This is a genomic window from Nonomuraea sp. NPDC000554 (assembly GCF_040300065.1).
GTDB lineage: Bacteria > Actinomycetota > Actinomycetes > Streptosporangiales > Streptosporangiaceae > Nonomuraea.
Window position 1 is genome coordinate 118,754 of record NZ_JBEPDC010000018.1, and the last position, 20,641, is coordinate 139,394.

20 protein-coding genes and 1 tRNA gene are annotated in these 20,641 nt (G+C 70.4%); 12 read left to right on the plus strand and 9 right to left on the minus strand.

Translation table 11 applies throughout. From position 1 onward, the window contains the following. Positions 1 to 50: 50 nt before the first annotated feature. The 4 genes from ABT294_RS30730 to serS are packed head-to-tail and all read left to right on the plus strand — an operon-like array spanning position 51 to position 3,976. Complete coding sequence (locus tag ABT294_RS30730; protein ID WP_350809786.1) at positions 51 to 1,271, plus strand: glycosyltransferase 87 family protein; 1,221 nt, start codon at positions 51 to 53, stop codon at positions 1,269 to 1,271. A gap of 22 nt (positions 1,272 to 1,293) precedes the next feature. Further along, positions 1,294 to 1,710 (plus strand): DUF4446 family protein, encoded by a 417-nt coding sequence (locus tag ABT294_RS30735; RefSeq protein ID WP_350809787.1) that lies wholly within the window; start codon positions 1,294 to 1,296, stop codon positions 1,708 to 1,710. A 41-nt stretch (positions 1,711 to 1,751) separates the two neighbouring features. Continuing rightward, on the plus strand, positions 1,752 to 2,672 hold the full coding sequence (gene pheA / locus ABT294_RS30740) for a prephenate dehydratase (RefSeq protein ID WP_350809788.1): 921 nt from the start codon (positions 1,752 to 1,754) through the stop codon (positions 2,670 to 2,672). Between the two features lie 41 nt (positions 2,673 to 2,713). Next, positions 2,714 to 3,976, plus strand: a complete 1,263-nt coding sequence (serS, locus tag ABT294_RS30745) for a serine--tRNA ligase (RefSeq protein WP_350809789.1) — start codon at positions 2,714 to 2,716, stop codon at positions 3,974 to 3,976. Here the strand turns inward: serS and ABT294_RS30750 are convergent. Both ABT294_RS30750 and ABT294_RS30755 read right to left on the minus strand, forming a co-directional pair. Further along, complete coding sequence (locus ABT294_RS30750; protein ID WP_350809790.1) at positions 3,940 to 5,307, minus strand: hypothetical protein; 1,368 nt, start codon at positions 5,305 to 5,307, stop codon at positions 3,940 to 3,942. The two genes, serS and ABT294_RS30750, sit on opposite strands and share 37 nt — an antisense overlap. Before the next feature lie 247 nt (positions 5,308 to 5,554). Next, entirely contained in the window at positions 5,555 to 5,758 is a 204-nt protein-coding gene (locus ABT294_RS30755) for a cold-shock protein (protein ID WP_043619750.1), read from the minus strand. A 250-nt stretch (positions 5,759 to 6,008) separates the two neighbouring features. Here ABT294_RS30755 and ABT294_RS30760 point away from each other — a divergent pair, with 250 nt between their 5' ends. Continuing rightward, on the plus strand, positions 6,009 to 6,785 hold the full coding sequence (locus tag ABT294_RS30760) for an HAD family hydrolase (protein ID WP_350809791.1): 777 nt from the start codon (positions 6,009 to 6,011) through the stop codon (positions 6,783 to 6,785). Here the strand turns inward: ABT294_RS30760 and ABT294_RS30765 are convergent. Both ABT294_RS30765 and ABT294_RS30770 read right to left on the minus strand, forming a co-directional pair. Further along, positions 6,776 to 7,288 carry a bacterial proteasome activator family protein gene (locus ABT294_RS30765; protein WP_350809792.1) on the minus strand — a complete coding sequence of 171 codons (513 nt, stop codon included), beginning with the start codon at positions 7,286 to 7,288 and terminating at the stop codon, positions 6,776 to 6,778. The genes ABT294_RS30760 and ABT294_RS30765 overlap by 10 nt on opposite strands. Positions 7,289 to 7,293: 5 nt before the next feature. Then, positions 7,294 to 8,250: an NAD(P)H-quinone oxidoreductase gene (locus ABT294_RS30770; protein ID WP_350809793.1), complete on the minus strand. Its 957-nt coding sequence runs from the start codon at positions 8,248 to 8,250 to the stop codon at positions 7,294 to 7,296. A gap of 114 nt (positions 8,251 to 8,364) precedes the next feature. Between ABT294_RS30770 and ABT294_RS30775 the strand changes: the two genes are divergently transcribed. Next, complete coding sequence (locus ABT294_RS30775) at positions 8,365 to 10,293, plus strand: MinD/ParA family ATP-binding protein (protein WP_350809794.1); 1,929 nt, start codon at positions 8,365 to 8,367, stop codon at positions 10,291 to 10,293. A gap of 2 nt (positions 10,294 to 10,295) precedes the next feature. Here the strand turns inward: ABT294_RS30775 and ABT294_RS30780 are convergent. Continuing rightward, positions 10,296 to 10,382 (minus strand) — tRNA-Ser (locus tag ABT294_RS30780). Between the two features lie 51 nt (positions 10,383 to 10,433). Between ABT294_RS30780 and ABT294_RS30785 the strand changes: the two genes are divergently transcribed. Next, positions 10,434 to 10,760, plus strand: a complete 327-nt coding sequence (locus ABT294_RS30785; protein ID WP_350809795.1) for an STAS domain-containing protein — start codon at positions 10,434 to 10,436, stop codon at positions 10,758 to 10,760. Here ABT294_RS30785 and ABT294_RS30790 read toward each other — a convergent pair. Genes ABT294_RS30790 through ABT294_RS30800 form a run of 3 tightly spaced genes read right to left on the minus strand, consistent with a single transcriptional unit; the run spans position 10,743 to position 15,471 of the window. Then, complete coding sequence (locus tag ABT294_RS30790) at positions 10,743 to 11,588, minus strand: NUDIX domain-containing protein (protein ID WP_350809796.1); 846 nt, start codon at positions 11,586 to 11,588, stop codon at positions 10,743 to 10,745. The two genes, ABT294_RS30785 and ABT294_RS30790, sit on opposite strands and share 18 nt — an antisense overlap. 60 nt (positions 11,589 to 11,648) lie before the next feature. Beyond that, a complete protein-coding gene (locus tag ABT294_RS30795) occupies positions 11,649 to 13,934 on the minus strand; it encodes a S9 family peptidase (RefSeq protein WP_350809797.1) in 2,286 nt (761 codons plus the stop codon). Positions 13,935 to 13,962: 28 nt separating this feature from the next. Beyond that, on the minus strand, positions 13,963 to 15,471 hold the full coding sequence (locus tag ABT294_RS30800) for an MFS transporter (RefSeq protein WP_350809798.1): 1,509 nt from the start codon (positions 15,469 to 15,471) through the stop codon (positions 13,963 to 13,965). 157 nt (positions 15,472 to 15,628) lie between these two features. Here ABT294_RS30800 and ABT294_RS30805 point away from each other — a divergent pair, with 157 nt between their 5' ends. Genes ABT294_RS30805 through ABT294_RS30815 form a run of 3 tightly spaced genes read left to right on the plus strand, consistent with a single transcriptional unit; the run spans position 15,629 to position 18,919 of the window. Next, a complete protein-coding gene (locus tag ABT294_RS30805) occupies positions 15,629 to 16,369 on the plus strand; it encodes a TetR/AcrR family transcriptional regulator (RefSeq protein WP_350809799.1) in 741 nt (246 codons plus the stop codon). 58 nt (positions 16,370 to 16,427) lie between these two features. Beyond that, complete coding sequence (locus ABT294_RS30810) at positions 16,428 to 17,285, plus strand: hypothetical protein (RefSeq protein WP_350809800.1); 858 nt, start codon at positions 16,428 to 16,430, stop codon at positions 17,283 to 17,285. Beyond that, positions 17,279 to 18,919: a hypothetical protein gene (locus ABT294_RS30815; protein WP_350809801.1), complete on the plus strand. Its 1,641-nt coding sequence runs from the start codon at positions 17,279 to 17,281 to the stop codon at positions 18,917 to 18,919. The genes ABT294_RS30810 and ABT294_RS30815 overlap by 7 nt, the downstream gene beginning before the upstream one ends. A 108-nt stretch (positions 18,920 to 19,027) precedes the next feature. Here the strand turns inward: ABT294_RS30815 and ABT294_RS30820 are convergent, their stop codons facing one another. After that, entirely contained in the window at positions 19,028 to 19,597 is a 570-nt protein-coding gene (locus tag ABT294_RS30820; RefSeq protein ID WP_350809802.1) for a TetR/AcrR family transcriptional regulator, read from the minus strand. Between the two features lie 88 nt (positions 19,598 to 19,685). On the opposite strand from ABT294_RS30820, the gene ABT294_RS30825 reads away from it, so the two are divergent. Both ABT294_RS30825 and ABT294_RS30830 read left to right on the plus strand, forming a co-directional pair. After that, on the plus strand, positions 19,686 to 20,057 hold the full coding sequence (locus ABT294_RS30825) for a DUF4267 domain-containing protein (RefSeq protein WP_350809803.1): 372 nt from the start codon (positions 19,686 to 19,688) through the stop codon (positions 20,055 to 20,057). A gap of 30 nt (positions 20,058 to 20,087) precedes the next feature. Then, positions 20,088 to 20,600: a cupin domain-containing protein gene (locus ABT294_RS30830; RefSeq protein WP_350809804.1), complete on the plus strand. Its 513-nt coding sequence runs from the start codon at positions 20,088 to 20,090 to the stop codon at positions 20,598 to 20,600. Positions 20,601 to 20,641: the final 41 nt, after the last annotated feature.

Below are 20,641 nucleotides of genomic sequence, written 5' to 3' on the forward strand. Positions count from 1 at the left end.
CCCCGCATGTGCGTCCTCGACAAACAACAGCCACGGTAGCCTGCCACACCGTGACAAGTGTCGAGGTGCGGACGATCCGGCGGCAGTGGTGGGCGTGGGCGGTCGCGGTCCTGGTCATCGTGGTCGCGGTCGTCCCGCTGGTGCGGGAGTGGCTGACGAACCCGGACGACCAGCGGCTCGTCGACCTCGACGTGTACCGGACCGGCGGCCAGATGATCCTCGAAGGCCGCCCCGTCTACGAGTTCTTCACCCCGGCCCCGCAGCTGCTGCCCTTCACATACCCGCCGATCGCGGCGCTGCTGGCCGTGCTGCTGGCGGAGATGCCGTGGGTGACGGCCCAGTGGGTCTGGACGGCGGGCGTCTTCGTGGCGCTGGGCGTGGTCGTCGGATTCTCGTTCAGGGAGGTCCTGGGCAGGCAGGTGCCGGGCAGGGACGCGCTCGGCAGGTACGCACCCTGGTTGTTCGCCTTCCTGATGGTCGCGTGCGCGTACCTGATGCCGATCAGGGACCAGGTGCGGTTCGGCCAGATCGACATCCTGCTGGTCGCGCTCTGCCTGGCCGACTGCGTGGCCAGGCGGCCGTGGTGGCCGCGCGGGTTCCTGATCGGTCTGGCCACGGCGATCAAGCTGACGCCGGGCGTCTTCCTCATCTACCTGCTGGTGACGCGGCAGTGGCGGACGTTCTTCATGGCGTCGTTCGTCGCCGCCCTGCTGACGTTGCTGCCGTTCGCCGTCGTCCCGCAGGACGCCGCCGACTTCTGGTTCTCCGCGCTGTTCGATCCGGAGCGGCTGGGGGCGAACGCGGCGACGACGAACCAGTCGATCCGGGGCATGCTGATCCGGCTGTACCTGCCCGACGGGCTCACGGTGGGTCTGTGGGTGGTGCTGGTGGCCGTGGTGGGCTGGTTCGGGTTCCGCGCGGCGCGCGACGCCTACCGGGCGGACGATCCGGTCACCGCGGTCGCGCTGGTCGGGCTGATGGCCGCGCTGCTGTCGCCGGTGGGGTGGATCCACCATCTGGCCTGGGTGGTCGTGGTGCTGGGGGCCATCGTGGGCGACGGCCGCGATCCGGTCAGATTGCGGGTGGCCGCGGGGGTGTGGCTGTTCTTCGTGGTGCCGATCCCGTGGTGGGGGGTTTCGCTGAAGGCGGCGGACATCCCGGTGCTGAGCCCGGTTCTCGGCAAGATCGTCCAGGACGGGTTCGGGCTGGGGGCGCTCGGCCTGGTCTGGCTGCTGGGAGCGTGGTTGCCGAAACGGCGGGGAAGACTTTAGCCGAGACGTTACCCTCTGTGACGTGCTGGTTACCGTATGGGTCGTCGTGGGGGTCGTCGCCGGGGTCACCGGCGTGGTCATCGGCCACCAGGCGCTGCGAGGGGCGAGGGCCACGGTCGAGGAGTGCCGGCAGCTGCTCACCACGGAGTCGAGCGAGGGCAGGAGCGACCTGAAGGCCATCCGCGACGTGGCCGTCTACCGCTACGACGCGCTGGCGGAGATGACGGGCAGGCTCTCGTTCTCGGTGGCGATGATCAACGCGTTGGGCGACGGCATCGTCCTGACCTCGATCAACGGGAGTTCTGAGACCCGCACGTACGTGCGGTCGGTGGTGAGCGGCAAGGGGGTGCAGCCGTTGTCGCCCGAAGAGGAGGAGGCGGTTCGCGCAGCCAGGCTGGGGCTCGGGCCGCATTTCACCCCGCAGTCGATAAAGCGCTGAAAGTTTCGCGCGACGCGCCAACCTGCGGATACTCTGTACGCATGCCCAGACTCGCCTATCTCGGACCTGAGGCGACCTTCACCGAAGAGGCCCTGCGGCTTTTGGAGCCGGAGGCCGAGCGGCTGCCGTGCGCCACGGTCAGCGCGGCGCTGAACGCCGTGCGGAGCGGTGAGGCTGAGGGCGCCGTCGTCCCGCTGGAGAACTCTCTGGAAGGCGGGATCACCTCGACGCTGGACGAGTTCGCCTGGGGCGAGCCGCTGCTGATCACCGCGGAGCTGCTGCTGCCGGTGCAGTTCTCGCTGCTGGCCCGTCCCGACACCGAGATCGGGCACATCAAGCGGGTCTACACGCATCCCGCGGCGATCACCCAGTGCCGCGCCTATGTCGCGCGCGAGCTGCCCGACGCGGTCGTGGTGGCCGCGCCCTCGACGGCCGCCGCGGCGCAGGAGGTGTCGCTGCCCGGGTCGCCGTACGACGCGGCCATCGCCGCGCGCATCGCGGGCGAGCGCTACGGGCTGGTGGAGCTGGCCAGGAACATCGGCGACCGCGCCGACACCGTCACCAGGTTCATCAGGGTGAGCAGGCCGGGCGCGCTGCCCGAGCCGACCGGGTCCGACCGCACCACGCTGGTGGTCTTCCTGGCCGACGACCGCCCGGGCGCGCTGCTGGAGATGCTGACGGAGTTCTCGGTGCGCGGCGTCAACCTGACCCGCATCGAGTCGCGGCCCACGGGCGACGGCATCGGCCGCTATTTCTTCCATTTCGACTTCGAGGGCCACGTGGCCGACGCCCGTGTCGGAGAGGCCCTCTCGGGGCTGCACCGCATCTGCGGTGAGGTGCGTTTCCTCGGCAGCTACCCGCGTGCCGACGGCGTCGCTCCCCAGATCAAGCGGGGTACGGCCGACGCCGAGTTCGCCGAGGCGGGCGACTGGCTGGCGCGCGTCCGCGACGGCCGGATCTAAACGAGGGGCGTTCGACGGTTCCGCGCCGGTAGCCTTTCCTTGTGATTGACCTGCGTACCCTTCGTGAGGATCCCGACCGGCTACGGGCTTCGCAGCGTGCCCGCGGCGAGGACGACTCCGTCGTCGACACGCTGCTCGACCTGGACGAGCGCCGCCGCGCCGCGCTGACCTCGTTCGAGTCTCTGCGCGCCGAGCAGAAGAGTTTCGGCAAGTCGGTCTCCAAGGCGCAGGGCGAGGAGAAGGCCGCGCTGCTCCAGCGGGCCAAGGATCTCGCGGCCCAGGTCAAGTCCGCGGAGGCCGAGGCGGAGAAGCTGGCGGGCGAGCTCGACGACGTCCTGCAGACGGTGCCGAACCTCGTCGAGGAGGGCGCGCCGCACGGCGGCGAGGACGACTACGTCGTGCTCGAGACCCACGGCGAGCCGCGCGTGTTCGACTTCGAGCCGAAAGACCACCTGGAGCTGGGCGAGCGGCTCGACGCCATCGACATGGAGCGCGGGGCGAAGGTCTCGGGCTCGCGGTTCTTCTTCCTCAAGGGCGTCGGCGCGCGCCTGCAGCTCGGGCTGCTCAACATGGCCATGCAGCAGGCGATCGAGTACGGGTTCGTCCCCATGATCACTCCGGTGCTGGTGAAGCCCGAGACCATGCAGGGAACCGGTTTCCACGTCGCCCACGACAAGGAGATCTACCGGCTGCCCGAAGACGACCTGTACCTGGTCGGCACGTCCGAGGTGCCGATGGCGGGCTACCACGCCCACGAGATCCTCAACGGCGACGAGCTGCCGTTGCGTTACGCGGGCTGGTCGTCGTGCTTCCGCCGCGAGGCGGGCTCGTACGGCAAGGACACGCGCGGCATCATCCGCGTCCACCAGTTCGACAAGGTGGAGATGTTCTCCTACGTCCGCCCGGAGGACGCGAGCGAGGAGCACCAGCGGCTGCTCGGCTGGGAGAAGGAGATGCTGCGGCGGATCGAGGTCCCGTATCGCATCATCGACACGGCGGCGGGTGATCTCGGCATGTCGGCCGCCCGCAAGTTCGACTGCGAGGGCTGGATCCCGAGCCAGGGCCGCTACCGCGAGCTGACCTCGACGTCCAACTGCACGGAGTTCCAGGCCCGCAGGCTGGCGGTGCGCTTCCGCGACAAGGACGGCAAGCCGCAGCACCTGGCCACGCTCAACGGCACGCTGGCCACCACCCGCTGGATCGTCGCGATCCTGGAGAACCACCAGCAGGCCGACGGGTCCGTGGTGGTTCCCGAGGCGCTGCGTCCCTACGTGGGGCTCGATGTCCTGGAGCCGGCCAAGTAGTCGGGCGTGCGGCGGGCGTCGCGCCTGATGAGCGCGACGCCCCCGGCTATCGCGCCCGAGGCGAGCACGACGGCCACCGCGACGGCGGCGGCGTACGACGGCGGCACTCCCACCGACCAGCCCAGGAAGGGCAGGTACACGCCCGCGTAGACCAGCGGCGCGGTGCCGAGCCCGATCGCGACCCGGCTGGGCCGGGCGCGTCCGTCGATGGCCAGGAGGCCGCAGACCACCGCTGAGACCACGGTCAGGCCCAGACCGGCGGCCAGCTTGGCCGGATCGACCCCCAAGACGGTGTGCTCGTCCGGGGTCTCCAGCAGGACGTAGAGCCCGAAACACCCCAGCGCCGCGAACACCGTGAAAGCGGGGTAGTACCGGCGTAGCCCGGTGGCGACGGACGCCAGCAGCATGGCCACGGCGAGGACGATCGCGACGTCGCGCTCCGGGTCGAGGACGCCGTCGTCGTCGTCCTCGGTGGACGCGAGCGGCCCCGGCCACCCCACCCGCCGCCACTCGCCGGACGTCTCCCGCACCACGATCCCGTCGAGCCCGCCGGCGACCACGACCACGTGCCCACCGGCCCTCGCCTGCACGGCCAGCGCCCGCAGGCGCACGCCGGGCGCGTCGCCGTACCGCCTGGCCAGCAGCTCGCGCCTGTACTCGGGCTGCTCCCAGGAGCCGCGCCAGGTGCGGCCGTAGTCGTCGGACTCGGCCACGCCCCGCCCGCCTTCCAGGATCCGGTAGCACCGCTGCGGCAGGCGGGGCACGCAGGCGGCGCTCTGCGGCGCCCGCTCGGGCGCGCCCTCCCACGTGGTCCAGGTACGGCCGCCGTCCTGGGACGTCACCGCCTCGGGCCCGGGGTTGAGCGCCAGGAAGACCGTGATCCGGTCGCCGCCCGTCTCCACCGCGTACGCCCCGGGTGGTGGCACGGAACCGGACGTGGCGGTCACGGCCAGGACGGCCAGCGGCATCGTGACCAGCACCCGCCGGCGCGGGGAGTCCTCGCCCAGAGTCCGCTGCCGGACCCACCACGCCAGCGCGAGCGCGGGCAGCGCGAGCAGGTCCGTGAAATCGGCCAGGACGCGCGAGGGACCCGCCAGCAGGCTCCATACCTGGGAGGCGGCGTCAGCGCCCGTCTCCGTGGATTTGACGAGCGCGAAGAGCGCACCCGTCAGCAGGACGGCCACCGCGTCGGCGCGGCGCCGGAAGAGGAGCGCGACCAGGGGCGGCGCCACGACGAGCCCGGCCACGTCGCTCAGCTTGCCCGTGACGAACCCGGGCCAGGCCTGTTTGAGCAGGTGGTCGTTGAGCAGCAGCACTATCACCGCGACCACGGTCGCCGGGTGACATAACCATGCGTACCTCATATATGAGGCGATGCTTAAGAAAGAGGGAGTGTTCGCCAGGACGTGTGAGTCGAGTCACATCTGTGACCGGTCCGACATTTCTCCAGAAGTGGGTAGCGAGATGGTTACGTGTTGTTCGCGCAATGGTTCACCGTGTGTCACGGGCGCTGTACGGCCGGAGACACGAAAGACCGGAGTCCGCTGGAAGCGAACCCCGGTCTGTCTCGCTGCTACGTCAGATAGCCCGGACCTGCGAGGCCTGCGGCCCCTTCTGGCCCTGCGTGATCTCGAACTCGACCCGCTGCCCGTCTTCAAGGCTGCGGTAGCCGTTGCCGACGATCTCGGAGAAGTGCACGAACACGTCCGGCGCACCGCCGTCCGGGGCGATGAAGCCGAAGCCCTTCTCAGCGTTGAACCACTTGACGGTTCCCTGAGCCATAAAAGCTCTCCCTCAGGATGTGAATCTATGGGACCCACACCTCGTGGGTCCCGGTGTGTCGTACAGCAAGCACCCGGGGTGGCTCAGACAAAGTCATGCTGGTTTTCACTACGGGATCAGCTAATACAACGCCATCACATCTAACACCATTCTGGCGCGTTGGTGTTCCCGTCGGTGCGAAGTTTTCTGAGCGTCGGCATGACCGGGCAAACTGGAACCTGTTATGCACAGCCTTCCCTCGCCACGCCTTGTGGCCACCGACCTCGACGGTACCGCGCTGCGGACAGACGGAACCGTATCTCCACGCACCGCTGCCGCCTTCGCGAAAGTCGAGGAATCCGGAGCGATGCTCGTCTTCGTCACAGGCCGCCCACCTCGCTGGATGGGCAGCGTGGTACGTGCCGTACGGCACCGTGGCGTGGCCATCTGTGCCAACGGCGCGCTGATCTACGATCTGCATACCGAACAGATAGTTGAATCTCACCTGATCGAGGTCGAGGTGCTCGAGGAGGTCATCGCTCAGCTTCGAGCGAACGTCCCCGAACTCGCATTTTCGGTCGAGTACGAAGGTGGTTTTGTGCACGAGTCGGAATACCGGCTCGGCGGCTTGGACAGCAAGGCGCCCCACGAGGTGGTGGTCACGTCCACGCTGTCGGCCCGCCCGTGCGCCAAGCTGCTGGCCCTGCACCCGGAAATGGACCCCGACCGCCTGCACGCCACCGTCCACGATCTGGTGGGCCATCTGGTGACCCCCACGCACTCCAGCGGCAGGGGGCTGATCGAGATGAGCGCGCGCGGCGTGACCAAGGCCACGGCGCTCGCCGCGCTGGCCGCGACGCACGCGATCACGCCGTCGCAGGTCGTGGCGTTCGGCGACATGCCCAACGACCTGCCCATGCTGGCCTGGGCAGGGCGTTCGTACGCGGTCGCGAACGCGCACCCCGACGTGCTGGCGGCGGTCGACGACGTGACGGCCGCCAACGACGACGACGGCGTGGCCCGGGTGCTCGAAGGGCTCTACAGGTAGGGCCCCGTCCCGCCGTGCGGCCGCTGCTGCTCGTCGCCCGGCACCCCGGGCAGCGCCCTGCGCATCTGCTCAAGCTGGGCGCGGGCGGCCATCTGCTGCGCGAACAGCGTGGTCTGGATGCCGTGGAACAAGCCTTCGAGCCACCCGACGAGCTGGGCGTGCGCGATGCGCAGCTCGGCATCGCTGGGGGGCGCGCCGTTCTCCTCGGTGAAGGGCAGCGACAGCCGCTCCAGCTCGTCGACCAGCTCGGGCGCGAGGCCGTCCTCGAGCTCCTTGATGGACGACTCGTGGATCTCCTTCAAACGCTTGCGGCTGGCCTCGTCGAGCGGGGCCGCGCGGACCTCCTCCAGAAGCTGCCTGATCATGCTGCCGATGCGCATCACCTTGGCGGGCTGCTCGACCAGGTTCGTGACCGATCGTTCGTCCTCGCCGTTATCGCCCTGGCCTTGGAAATCCGGGCCGACCACCACGATGTGGGGGGTGTTGTTGTCCTCAGCATTCATAAGACTCACCGTACTAGCAGGATCTTCCCGACGTGCTCCCCAGATTCCAGCATTCGATGAGCTTCCGCGGCCTGCTCCATCGGCACCTCGGCGTACACGACCGGACGGACCGCGCCCGCGCTGACCAGCGGCCACACGTTCTGGACGACGCTGCGCACGATCACCCCCTTCTCCTCGACGGGACGCGAGCGCAGCGCGGTGCCGTGTACAGACGCGCGTTTGGCGAGCAGGGCGCCGAGGTCGATCTCGGCTTTGCCGCCGCCTTGAAGCCCGATGATCACCAGCCGTCCGCCGGTGCGCAGTGTCTGGATATTTCTGGACAGGTAGCTGGCGCCGATGATGTCGAGGATCACATCGGCCTGCACTTTTTCCGCAAAATCTTCCTCGCGGTAGTCGATGACCTCGTCGGCTCCCAGCTCCATGAGCCGCCGCGCCTTCTCCGCGGACCCGACCGTCGTGACCACCCGCGAGCCGAGCGCCTTGGCGAGCTGGACGGCGAACGTGCCGATGCCGCTGGCCCCGCCGTGGACCAGCAGCGTCTCACCCTTGCGCAGCCTGGCCAGCATGAACACGTTGGACCACACCGTGCACGCCACCTCGGGCAGCCCGGCCGCCGGCAGCAGCGGCACCCCCTCGGGCATCGGCATGACCTGCTGCCACGGCACGGCCACCTTCTCCGCGTACCCGCCGCCCGCCAGCAGAGCGCACACCTCGTCACCGGGCGTGAACTGCTCGACGTCCGTGCCGACCTCCACCACGGTGCCCGACACCTCCAGGCCCGGGTACGGCGGCGCGCCCGGCGGCGGCTCGTAGAACCCGCGGCGCTGGAGCACGTCGGCCCGGTTGACCGCGGAGGCCGCCACCTCGATGACGACTTCGTCCTGGTCGGGACGCGGATCGGGCACCTCCTGCCAGCGCAGTACCTCGGGCCCGCCGAACTCGGTTATCACAACGGCTCGCATGTCAACCACGGTAGCGGGGCAAGGAAGTTGTGGGTTGCCTGTGTTCATGGGAACGCGTGGCGTTACTCTGCAAGGTATTTGCTGCCCCTTTAGACCCACCCGAGGGGGAACACGGTGGCAAGACACGATCGAGAGGAATCTCTCGAGGAACAGCTGGCCTGGCTTGACGCGATCAAAGAGACGGAAGAGGCGCCGGTCAGGGTCAGCGCTGCGAACGCCCCCGTCGACGAGCCGGTTACGTCGCCGTACCCCCCTGACCCCTGGCAGCTCGTGCCGACGCACGACACGCCCACCCCGCCGCTGTTCCGCGCCGCCGTCGACACCGTATACGGGCCGGCCGCCGCCGAGGAGCTGCCGCAAGGGGAGAGCGAGGCCGCCGAGTGGCTGGAGACGGCCTCCAAGACGGACGACGCCAAGGACGAGCCGGTCGTGCCCCCTGTCAGCCTGGGCAGGCAGGACGACGACGCCTTCCTCGCTCCGCTGAAGCCGCTGCCGCGTCCTGACGACACCGACACGTACGCGCTGTCGTTCACGGAGACCGAGGAGCCCGCCGACCAGACGCGCGAGGAAGAGACCTCCTGGCCCAAACCGCCGTCGTGGACGACGACGCCTGAGACCTCTGATGAGCCGGAGCCGCGCGGGACGTTCGAGAGCACCGCCAAGCAGGAGGCCAAGGAGTCGCCGCTCGCCTTCGACGAGCCCGCCCCAGCCGGCGAGCCGAGCGCCACGGACAAGACGTCCACCGAGGGCGACCGGCCCACCTTCGACGAACCGCGCACCCCGGACGAACCACGCACCCCGGACGAGCCACGCACTCCGGACGAGCCCCTCGCCTCCAGCGGACCGCGCCAGGCGGACAAACCGCCCCTCTCCGACGAGCCTCGCCCCTTCGACGAGCCTCGCCCCTTCGAGGAGCCGCGTGGTCTCGACAGGCCGCGGGCGTTCGAGGAGCCGCGTGCGTTCGAGGAGGCGCGTCCTGTCGAGCGTGCACGGCCGTTCGAGCAGCCGGGCGCGTTCGAGCCGCCGTCAGAGGAGCCGCGTCCGGCCCGGCGCCGTCCCGCGCCGATCCCGGTCTTCACCGCCCCGCCGCGCCCCCCGGCCACCGGCAGGCCGAACGCCGACAGCCTCGACCCCGAGAGCCTGCTGCGTGGCAGGCGCAACGCGCCGTCCAAGGGCTGGCGCCGCCTGGTCTACAAGGCGTCCGGCGGCTGGATCAAGCCGGGCGAGCCGCCGGAGATCCGCCGCCGCCGCGAGCTGCTGACCAGGGCCCGCACCCAGGTCGCCACCGGGCACCACCGGGTGGCGGTGCTGAGCCTGAAGGGCGGCGTCGGCAAGACCACGACCACGGTCGGCCTGGGCGCGACGCTGGCCCAGGTGCGCGGCGACCGCGTGATCGCCGTCGACGCGAACCCCGACCGCGGGACCCTCTCCGACAAGGTGGAGCTGGAGACCTCGGCCACGGTCCGCGACCTGCTGAACGAGCGCGACCAGGTCAAGCGGTACGTCGACATCAGGGCGTTCACCTCCCAGGCCCCCTCGCGCCTGGAGGTGCTGGCCTCCGACCGCGACCCGTCGGTGTCGGAGGCGTTCAGCGGCGCCGACTACCAGGCGGTCTCGCAGGTGCTGGAGAACTTCTACTCGATCTGCATCACCGACTGCGGCACCGGGCTGCTGCATTCGGCGATGGGCGGCGTGCTCGGCCTCGCCGACCAGATCGTGCTGGTCAGCTCCCCGTCTGTGGACGGCGCCAGGGCGGCGTCGGCGACCCTCGACTGGCTGGAGGCGCACCACTACGGCGACCTGGTCAGGGAGGCGACGGTGGTGCTGTGCAGCGTCAGGCCGCGGTCGAAGTCGGCGGTCGACATCCAGAAGCTGGAGGCCCATTTCGCGGCCAGGTGCCGGGCGGTGATCCGCGTCCCCTACGACCCGCATCTGGAGGAGGGGGCGGAGATCGACCTCGACCGGCTGCAGGAGCCGACCAGGGACGCGTACCTCCAGCTGGCGGCGAGCGTCGGTGACGGCTTCGCGGGGGCCCACGACTAGAGCGGAGGGTGTGGGATTCGAACCCACGAGGCCATCGCTGACCTGGCCGCTTTCAAGGCGGCTGCACTCGTCCACTATGCGAACCCTCCAGTGCGCACACCACGATAGCGGCTGTCGTGGCAGCGGTGTACGTTCAGGAGGTGGCGGATCTCAGCGTTGAGGTGGAGCGTACTGGCGGTGTCGTGGTCGTGCGCCTCGGCGGAGATCTTGACAAGCTCACCGCGCCACGGCTCGGCGACTGCCTGTCCGGGCTGGTCCGGGAGGGCGAGGTCGAGTTCGTCATCGACGCGGCGCGGCTGTCGTTCTGCGATTCGAGCGGTCTGTGGGTGCTGGTCGAGCACCAGCGCAGGGTCGACGCCCGCCAGGGCAGGCTCAGGCTGACCGGCGTGCACGGGGTGCTGCTGCGCGTCCTGGACGTGACGGGCCTGAGAGCCGCCTTCGACGTCGCGCTACCCGCCCAGCTGTGACAGCAGCCACTTCGGCCCGACGATCTCGGCGCCGAGCTCGCTGACACGCTCCTTCAACGCCCGGTCGGCGGTGACGACGAGCACCCGCTCCCACGGCCTGGCCTTCCGGACGACGTCCACGACGGCGTCGTCGCCGCTGCCGGTTGCCGCCACCACCTGGACCCCGCCGACCGGCGCGGCGCCGCGCGCGGCGCCTTCGACGACCGCCAGGATGCTCGGGAACCACCGCGCGAGCACCGGGTGGCTCAGCTGGGCCGCGGCGACGTCGGCGATCAGCCGCTGGGCGGCGCCGAGCCGGTCGCGCCACCATCCGTGCTCGGCCCGCGCGCCGACGATGTTCGCCACGTCCAGCACGAGCAGGTCGGGGGCGAGCGTCGGCTGGATGGTCGCCCACGTCTCCGCGAAGCCGGGGTGCAGCTTCCTGGAGGCGATCTGCGCGAGCGGCAGCCAGCGCAGCTCGGTGCTCTCGCTGTTCGCGGGCGCCACGGCCAGCAGCTCCGGTGACTCGGCGATCACCGTCTCGAACGCCCACCCGCCGTGGTCGTCGAGGTAGACGCCCTTCACGCGCAGCAAGTCGCCGCTCAGCGCGGCCTCTTCGTACGCCTCCCGCAGCGCCCCGGCGACGGCGTCCTCGTGGCTGTCGAGGGCTCCGCCCGGCAGTCCCCACGTGCCGCCGTGGTGGCTCCACCAGGACCGCTTCTGCATCAGCACGTGCGGGACGCCCTGCTCGTCGTGGTGCACGGCGAGCAGCCCGGACGCGCCGTGCACCCCCCAGTGCCGGTGACCTCGCGAGCACTGCGCCCATCCGTCGCCGTCCTTAGCCGCCATACCTCGATTGTGCGGGAAACCCGGACGCCGCGACAGGAAGGCCGCGCCTGCGTGAGGCTGTCAGCCGAGCATGTCCGCGATCAGTTCCGCGTCGATCGCGGCCGGGGTGAGGCGGTAGCCCTCCGGCGGCTCGATCCCCATGAGGTGGCGGACCAGGAAGTCCCACCTGCGCCGGCTGACGTAGTGCTCGTAGCCGAAGAACGCGTGTTCCGCGCGGGGGACGATGAGCAGGTCGAAGTCCTTGTCGGCGGCGATGAGGCGGTCGACGAGCCGCAGCGTGAGGTGGGGGTGGACGTTGTCGTCCAGGCCGCCGTGGATCAGCAGCAGCTTCCCCTCGATCCTGTCGGCGATCTCGACGTTGGACGAGCGGGCGTAGTCCGCCTCGGCCGCGGGGCCGTCGTAGGTCTCGGCCCACCACAGGTGGTAGTACCGGTTGTCGTGGTTTCCGGCCTCCGAGACCCCGACTTTGTAGACGTCCGGAAACTCGGCCATGGCGCGGACGGTGGCGAACCCGCCGCCGGACAGGCCGAAGATCCCCACCCGGTCGAGGTCCATCCAGGGCCGGGTCTCGGCCAGTTGGCGCAGCGCCGCGACGTGGTCGTCCAGGTGGCCCGCGGTCTCGTACCGGCCGTAGGAGGCGTCGTGGAAGGCCTTGTCGCGTCCGGGGGTGCCGCGCCCGTCCACGGCCACCACGACGAACCCGAGCGCGGCCACCGCCTCGGCGTCGCAGCCGAAGATCCCGGGGTCGAAGGACGGGCCCACCCGGTTGATGTGCGGGCCGGGATAGGGGTGGTCGACGACCGGGTAGCTCCGGTCAGGGTCGAAGCCGTGCGGTTTGTACAGCACGCCGTAGATGTCGGTGCGGCCGTCGGCGGCCTTGACGCGGAACCGCTCGGGAGGGGTCCAGCCGGTCGCGGTGAGCCGGGTGATGTCGGCCCGCTCCAGCTCGACGATCACCCGTCCGTCCCATCCGCGGACGCTGATGACCGGGGGAGCATCCGTGGTGGACGCCGAGTCGAGGAAGTAGTCCTTGCTGTCGGGGACGGTGACGACGTGGTCCAGGTCGTCTTCGGTGACCCGGGCGAAGCCGGAGCCGTCCAGGCCGGCCCGGCACACCGTCCGGCGGTAGGGGTCGGAGGCGACCAGGCCGGAGGCGACGAAGGAGACCACCCGCTCGGCCTCGTCCACGTGCAGGATCTCCTGCACCGCCCACTGCCCGGACGTCACCTGCGCGCGCAGCCGTCCGGAGCGGGTGTCGTACAGGTAGAGGTGGCCCCACCCGTCGCGCTGGGAGTACCACAGCACCTCCTCCCCGCTCGACAGGACCCTGACCATGGGCGCCTGCCCGAGTTGCTGGGCCGGCTCCACCCGGGTGTCGCCCGTCTCGGTCAGCACGGTCGTCACCTCCCCGGTTTCGGGGTCGAGCCGGCGCAGCTGGAGGGTGCGCACGTCTCGGGACTGCTGCAGGTAGTACACCGCGGAGCCGTCCTCCGCCCACCAGGCCCATCCGGTGCTGATCGGCGACATGAGCGGGATCGGCAGCGGTTCGGTCCGCGCCCGGACGGAGGCGCCGGTCGCGAGGTCGAGCACGACGAGCTCGCCCACGGGCAGCGCTTCGTCGCCGGGGAAGGCGTACCGCTGGGTCAGCAGCCTGGGCGCGCCGCCGTCGTCCGGCATGGACTCCACCAGGTGCGTCGTGCGGACCGCGCGCTGATCGGTCTGGTGTGTCAGGACGCGCGTCGAGTCGGGCGACCACGCCACGGCGGGAGGCAGGCGAGGCAGCCCGATCTTGTTCAGCAGGACGGACGGCGTGAACGGGCTCGCCCCGTACTCGTGGTCGACGTCGCCGTCGGAGGTCAGGGGCCGCTCCTGGCCGTCCCGCAGCGAGCGCACCCACAGGTCGTGGTCGCGCGGGAAGACCGCGTGCCGCTGGTCCGGCGAGGTGACGTCGAGGAAGCCGCCCGGCTGGTGGCCCGCCACCTTCTCGCACGCGTAGCCGTCCAGCGGGCACCGCCAGTGCGCGTCGAACGCGTCGAACTCGACCGCGCCGGCGGTGAGCTCGATGGCGTCGAACGGCAGCGCCGCCGCGTCCACGTCGTGCCCCGACGCCGCTGACAGCGCGGACGCCAGCTTCTCGTGGTCGAACGCCGGTTCGCGGGTGCCCGCCTTCGGGTCGACGAGGACGAACCTCCTCCCCTCGGACGTGCGCACCGCGTACCAGAAGCGGGCGCCGCCGTCGATCCACTGCGGCCTGATCTTGCCGCCGTGGACGAGCTTGGACCGGTTGTGCCGCATCAGCTGCTCGGCGGTCTGGTAGGCCGAGACGTCGAGCCGGGTCGTCTCCATGGATGATCTTCCTTCCGTTTCGGTGGGGTCAGTGGTTGCGGACGAGTGGCGCGCTCGCGTCCGGTTCCTCGACCGGACCGGCCTTACGGTCGCGCAGCAGGAGGAGGGCCAGGACGGCGGAGGCGAGCACGCCGCAGGCGCCGGCCACGAAGGCGACGGACATCGCGCTGGTGAAGGCGTCGCGGGCGGCCGCCGCCAGCCCGGCGTCTCCGGTGCGGGCGGCCACGCCGAGCGCGTCGGCGATCGAGTGGCGGGCCGCCTCGGGCGCCGAGGCGGGCATGGCGCCGGTGAAGGTGCCGGCCAGGACGCTGCCCAGGGCGGCGACCCCGAGCGCGGCACCGGCCTGCTGGACGGTGTCGTTGAGCGCGGACCCGACCCCGGCGTGCTCGGGCGGCACGGCTCCCATCAGCGCCGCGATGGCTGCCGGCTGCGCCAGGCCGGCTCCGATGCCGAACAGGACCAGGGCCGCGGCCACCATCGGGAAGCCGTCGTCGGCCGAGAGGGTCGCCAGCACGCCGAACCCGGCCGCCAGCACGACCAGCCCGGCGACGGCCAGGGGCCGGTTGCCGATCTTCTGGCCCAGGGTGGCGCCGACGCCGTTGACCACGATCACGGCCAGCGCCATCGGGGCGAGGGCCAGGCCGGCCTGCGTGGGCGAGTAGCCGAGCACGAACTGCAGGTACTGGGTCAGCGCCAGCAGCAGCCCGCCGTTGCCGACCTGCACCAGCACGAGGGAGAGGCTGCCGCCGCTGAAGTTGCGGTCGCGGAACAGCTCCAGCGGCACCATCGGGTACGGCGTGCGGATCTCCCAGATCACGAACCCCACCAGGCTGAACACGGCGACGGCGAGCGCGGCGAGGGTGCCCGGGTGGGCGAGTCCGTGCTGCGGCAGTGCGATGATCACCCAGACCAGGGCGGTCATGCCGGTCGCGGACAGGACCGCGCCGAGAGGGTCGGGCTTGCGCCACGGCCCTCTGGACTCCGGCATCCACGCCAGGGCCGCGACGATCGCCAGCACCACGACGGGGACGTTGATCAGGAAGACCGAGCCCCACCAGAACCTGGCGATCAGGGCTCCGCCCACGACCGGGCCGCCGACCATGCCGACCATGAGCACCGAGCTCCAGATCGACATCGCCTTGCGCCGCTCGGTGTCGTCGAACACGGTGATGAGGATCGACAGCGTGCTCGGCATGACCAGCGCGCCGCCGACTCCCATCAGGACGCGGCCGGCGATCAGCTGTTCCGGGCTCGCGGCGTAGGTGGCCACGAGTGAGGCGGCCCCGAAGACCAGCAGGCCGATGATCATTATGCGGCGCCGGCCGTACCGGTCCGACAGGCTGCCGGCGGTGAGGAGCAGGCCGGCGAAGACCAGGATGTAGCCGTCGATGATCCACTGGATGTCCTGGGTGCTCGCCCCGAGGTCGTTCGTCAGCGGCGGGATCGCCACGGTGAGCACGCCGTTGTCGACCACGAGAACCCACGTGCTGAGACAGAGCACGACCAGGATGAGCCAGCGCCGGGGATGGCGATCCATCACAACCTCCTTGAACGATGTGCAGCTGCTGCACAGTGTGCATCACAACTGCACGGTGTTCAAGTCATGGACAGTGTTCGAGTTCCTTGAAGCTGTACAGTGACTCGCACGGTGTACAACTGACCGGTATCCTGGGCCGGGAGAGCAAGGAGGCCGCATGCCAGCCGAAGAGCAGTCGTTCCCCTCGGTGTGGGCCCGCCCGCGACGGCGGCGGCGCGAGCAACCGGCGCTGAGCCAGGAGCAGATCGTGTCCGAGGCCCTTCAGCTCCTCGACAGCGAGGGCATCGACGCCCTGAGCATGCGACGCCTCGGCAACCGGCTCGGCGCCGTCGCCACCGCCGTCTACTGGCACGTGGCCAACAAGGACGAGCTGATCGAACTGGTCATCGACGAGATCTACGGCGAGGTGGAGGTGCCGGAGGTCGACGATCCGGCAGCCTGGCGCGAGGCGGCGGCCGCGACCGCGCGCAGCCTGCGCTCGATGATCCTGCGCCACCCGTGGATCGTCTCCGTGATCGACGAGGTGGCGCTGTGTTACCTCGGGCCGAACCTCATGCGGGCCTCCGACCGCATGCTCGGCATCTTCACCGCCGGGGGCTTCGACCTGGTGGAGGCCGACCAGGCCATGAAGACGCTCATCGCGTACGTCCTGGGGATGGCGGCCAGCGAGGCCGCGATGCTGACCAGGCTCGCCGGCAGTGGCCGCACCGAGCAGGAGTGGGTGGAGAGCATCTCGGCGAGCGCCGAGGAGGCCGCCCGGCCGTACCCGCGGCTGCACGCGCTGTACACGACCGACCCCTTCAGCAACCCGGAGAGGGTGCGCGTCGACAACTTCGGCTACGGGCTCGACCGGGTCCTCGACGGCCTCCAGGCCCGGCTCACCGCGGCGAAGAGCTAGCCCGTTTCACGTCCCGGGGACCCGTGCTATTTGATCAGCGCGGCTGCATGATGGTGAGGTGAGCGTTTCACCGGAAGGTGGTTCCGGCGAGGCATCCGGCTCGGGGCGGGCCAAGCGGATCGTGTGGTTGGCGGGGTTGTGTTCCGCGATATTGATCGCGGTGGGTGGAGCCTGGTTCACAGGCCTGTTCGGCGTGGTCGCCGACTCGGGTGAGGCTGCGGATGTCGTCCAGGACACCCTGGGGCGGCCGGCGCTTCGCGTGAGCGTCGTCCAGCAGCGCGGGCAGTTGACCGCCACGGCGCTCAGGGAGCGTCCGAAGGGGGCCGACAAGAGCGTCCTCCTCGGCGGAGAGACGGCGCAGGGGCAGTTGCTCGACCTGGTCAGGCGCCGTCAGGGCGCAGCGGTCGGCAAGGCGGTCGTGCGGGTGGAGCTGACCGGCGGGCGCAAGTCGGTGCGTGTCGTCGGCGCTCGTCCGGTCGTGAAGAAGGTGGGCGCACCGCTGACGGCCGCCCTGCTCGCCTGCGAGACGGCGGGAGAGGAGAACACGGTCGAGATGGTGGCCCGCCTCGACCCGGTGTCACCGGCGTTCCTGGGCAAGCCGCCGAGCAAGCGTCCGTACTTCGAGTCAAGGACCATCTCCCTGAAGCGGGACGAGCAGGTGACACTCGACATGACGGTGATGCCGGGACGAGGCGTCTACGACTTCACCATCATGATCGACTATCAGTACGACGGCAGAACGGAGACCCAGGAGGTCTTCGACGCCGACGGCAGGCCGTTCCGGGTGACGAGCGCCGTCGCGCCCGGAAGGTACGGCGTGGTGTACCAGCCCACGACGACCGCGGAGAGCTATCACGCGCTGCGCAAGACGGAGGTCGAAGCCTACTTCCGGAATCGGGGCGTCAGGGGATGCTGAGCGTCCGGCGCTTCCTGCCGACCGCGTTGCTGGTAGCGGCGCTCGCGCTCGTGGCGGACTCGGCGCCGGTTCCCGCGCACCGGCCGGCGTCGGCGCTGCCCACCGGGATCAGCGAGGCGTGGTCGTTCGCCTCGAAGGGGCTCGGCCGGAGCATGGACGCGCGTCCCGCGATGGTGGTGGGGGCGGAGGTGATCCTTCCGAGCGGCCCCACGCCGTCGCTCTCCGGCGACCTGGAGGTGCACGACGTGAGCACGGGCCGGACGCGGTTGTGGCGCGAGGACTTCCTGCTCGGCGACGACGTCTCCGTGGTGGTGGGCGACATCCTCGTCTCGGCGGGAAATCGGGGCGGGCCCGGCGTCGTGACCGGGTTCGAACTGGGAAAGGACCGGCATCTCTGGACACGGGAGCTGGCGGAGCACGCCGACGGGATGGTGGTCGCCGACCGCAAGGCGATCCTTGTGGTCGGTCCGACGGTGCTGGCGCTGCTGCCGGACAGCGGGGCCGTGGCCTGGGAGAAGACGCTGCGGCGCGACTGCTACTACGCCGCCGACTCGTGGGGACGGCTCGTCACGCTGTCCGAGATGTGCACGAACGAGCCCGGCAGCCGGAGCCTCGTCCTCGACGCGAGCAGCGGTGCGCAGGTGCTGGACGAGCGCGTCGCGGACGGGAAGGACCCCTCCTTGCGGGCGGCGCTCGGAGAGCTGGTCCTGCGGGAGTCCCCCGGAGGACTGGAGTATGTCGGGGCGGGCGGTGCCGTGCGTCACCGCGTCCCGGGATCCGGCATCGAGGTGGAGCAGGTGATCCAGGGGCCGCGGGGCAGCGGCATGGTCATCGCGTCGGCCGACGGCGGGCGGTCGGCGATGGCCTACGACGAGGCGGCGCACCTGCTGTGGAAGCGGCCCGGCCTGCCTGACGTGTGGGGCCCAGAGAGGGAACCACTCGTGAGCGCCGATCGCCGGTTCGCTTACTCGCTGCTGAACCCGAAGGCCGACGAGGGCGACGCGCTGGTGTTCCTCGACGTGCGGTCGTTAGCGGACGGGCGACGAGCGATCTTTCCGCTTCCGCTCCACGGGCTGGGCGCCAGCATCCTGGGCGTCTCGGGGAACTCCGTGGTCATCAGGGCGACCGGGGCGGACGGGCCCGCGGTGACCGTGTTCCGCCTGGAAGGGGCGGATCAGGCGGGAGAGTCGATCGAGGTGCACGGAACGCGCTTCGCCGCCTGGCCGGACCCGTGCTCGCTCCTCCCCCCAGACACGCTGCCCGCCGGCGGCAAGGGGTACGACCACCGGCCGGAGACGGAGTTCGGGAGACCCGCCGTCTGCACGTTGATCCCGTCCGACGAGCACGATCCCGTCCTGCGGGTCGCCATCGCGTGGATGGCGGACACGCCTGGGTTCGCCGGCCGTCTCCTTGCTGCCGCGCGTTTCGACGACGAGCAGAACGATCCCGCCGAGCACGGCCTGCGAGCGCTCGGCGGGGGAGCGTACCTGCGGGCGCACGAGAACGGTCACGGTCACCAGGACCTGGCCCTGGTCGTGGTGGGCCGGCTCGTTGTCAGCCTGCAGGCCGTGGACGACGAGCGGGCAACAGTGAAGTACGCGAAGGTCCTGGCCGCGCACCTGCACAACCGGTGAGGCCGGTCGTGCCAGCCGACCCGGAAGCGCTCGTGATCAGGACTGCCGAGCCGCCTCGCTGATCAGCGGGAGAAGCGCGTGATCAGGAGCGCGGAGCGGCCTCGCTGATCAGCGTGAGAATCGTGTGATCAGGAGCGCCAGCCGGCGTTCGTGGTCCTCGCGGCGGAGCCTGCCGTTGCGCATGAGCGTGATGAGCCCGTGCAGCCCGCTCCAGAAGGTCTCGGTCAGCACCTCCAGGTTGTCGTCCTTCGCCAGCGGGCGCAGGCTCTCGCGCAGCTCGCCGAAGCTGGCCTGTAGGGCGGCAGGCGCCTGGGGGGTGGCGAACGGCAGGTCGACGGCGTGCGCGAACATCGCGTCGTAGAGCGCGGGTCGTTGCTCGGCGAACGCCGCGTACGCAGCGCCGACGGCGGCGAGCGTCTGCTGCGGGCTCGCCGCCGTGCGGGCCGCGTGCAGTTCGGCGGCGAGGTCGGCGAAGCCCTCCAGCGCGACCGCCGTCATGATGGCGGTCTTGCCCTTGAAGTGGCTGTAGAGGACCGGCTGGCTGTACTCGATCTCCTCGGCGAGCCGCCGCGTGGTCACCGCGTCCCAGCCTTCTGATTCGGCCAGTTCCCGCGCGGCCGTGACGATCAACCGTTCCCGCTCTGCTCGCTCGCGCTCCCGGCGACTCTGAATCGACATGACAGTCATCCTAGCACCGCTAGCGTTCCTGTCGAGGTTATGCTAGTTTCGCTCTTGCATCTAGCGCTGCTAGCAAACGGAGAACGTCATGCTCACCACCGCCGCCTACGGACTGGCCATCGCCCTCGACCTCCTGATCCTCTTCATCGGCTGCCGCTTCCTCGTGGTGCCGCAGGCCGCGGCGGCCGGCTACGGAGTCGCCGCCAAGCCGGACGGAGACGCCGCCTACCTGACCATCAAGGGCGTGCGCGACGTCACCTTCGGCGTCGTCGGTCTCGCCCTGCTCGCCTTCGCGGGCGCCCGCGCCGAGGCCTGGTTCATGGTCGCCGTCGCCCTCGCCCCTCTCGGCGACACGCTCATCGTCCTGCGCCACGGCGGCACCAAGGCGGCCGCCTTCGGCATCCACTTCGCCACCGCCGTGACCGTCCTCATCAGCGCCGCCCTGCTGTTCGCCGTCTGAAAACCCGCACCCGAGCAAGGAGTCACACCGATGTCGCTGATCGTGCCGAACTTCAACGAGTCCGTCGTCGTCCGATCCGCTGAGGCCGAAGTGATCGGACAGGCCCCCACCACCATCCGGCTGCTGGCCGACAGCAGCTCGACCGGCGGCGCGCTGTCGACCCAGCGGGTCAGCCTGACCGGCGGCGCCGACGGAGCCAAGCCGCACCACCACGCCAACTCCGCCGAGCTGTTCTACATGCTGGACGGCACCGCCCAGCTGCTGTCCGGGGAGCAGGTCGTGACCGCGGAACGCGGCGACCTGGTGATCGTGCCCCCTGGTCTCCCGCACGCCTTCGCCGCCGCGCCGGGCGAGGACGCCGACATCCTCATCGTCATCACGCCGGGCGTCGAGCGGTTCGAGTACTTCCGCCACCTGGAGCGCGTCGCGTACGGAAAGGTGCCGCCCGAGAGCCTGCTCGAGGTCCAGGAGCTCTACGACACCTACTTCCTCAACAGCGCGACCTGGGACAGCGCCCGCAAGGGCGATATGTCCGGCTTGTGATGACGTCATGGTCGATCGGTGATCGCATCCCTGGGGCTCCG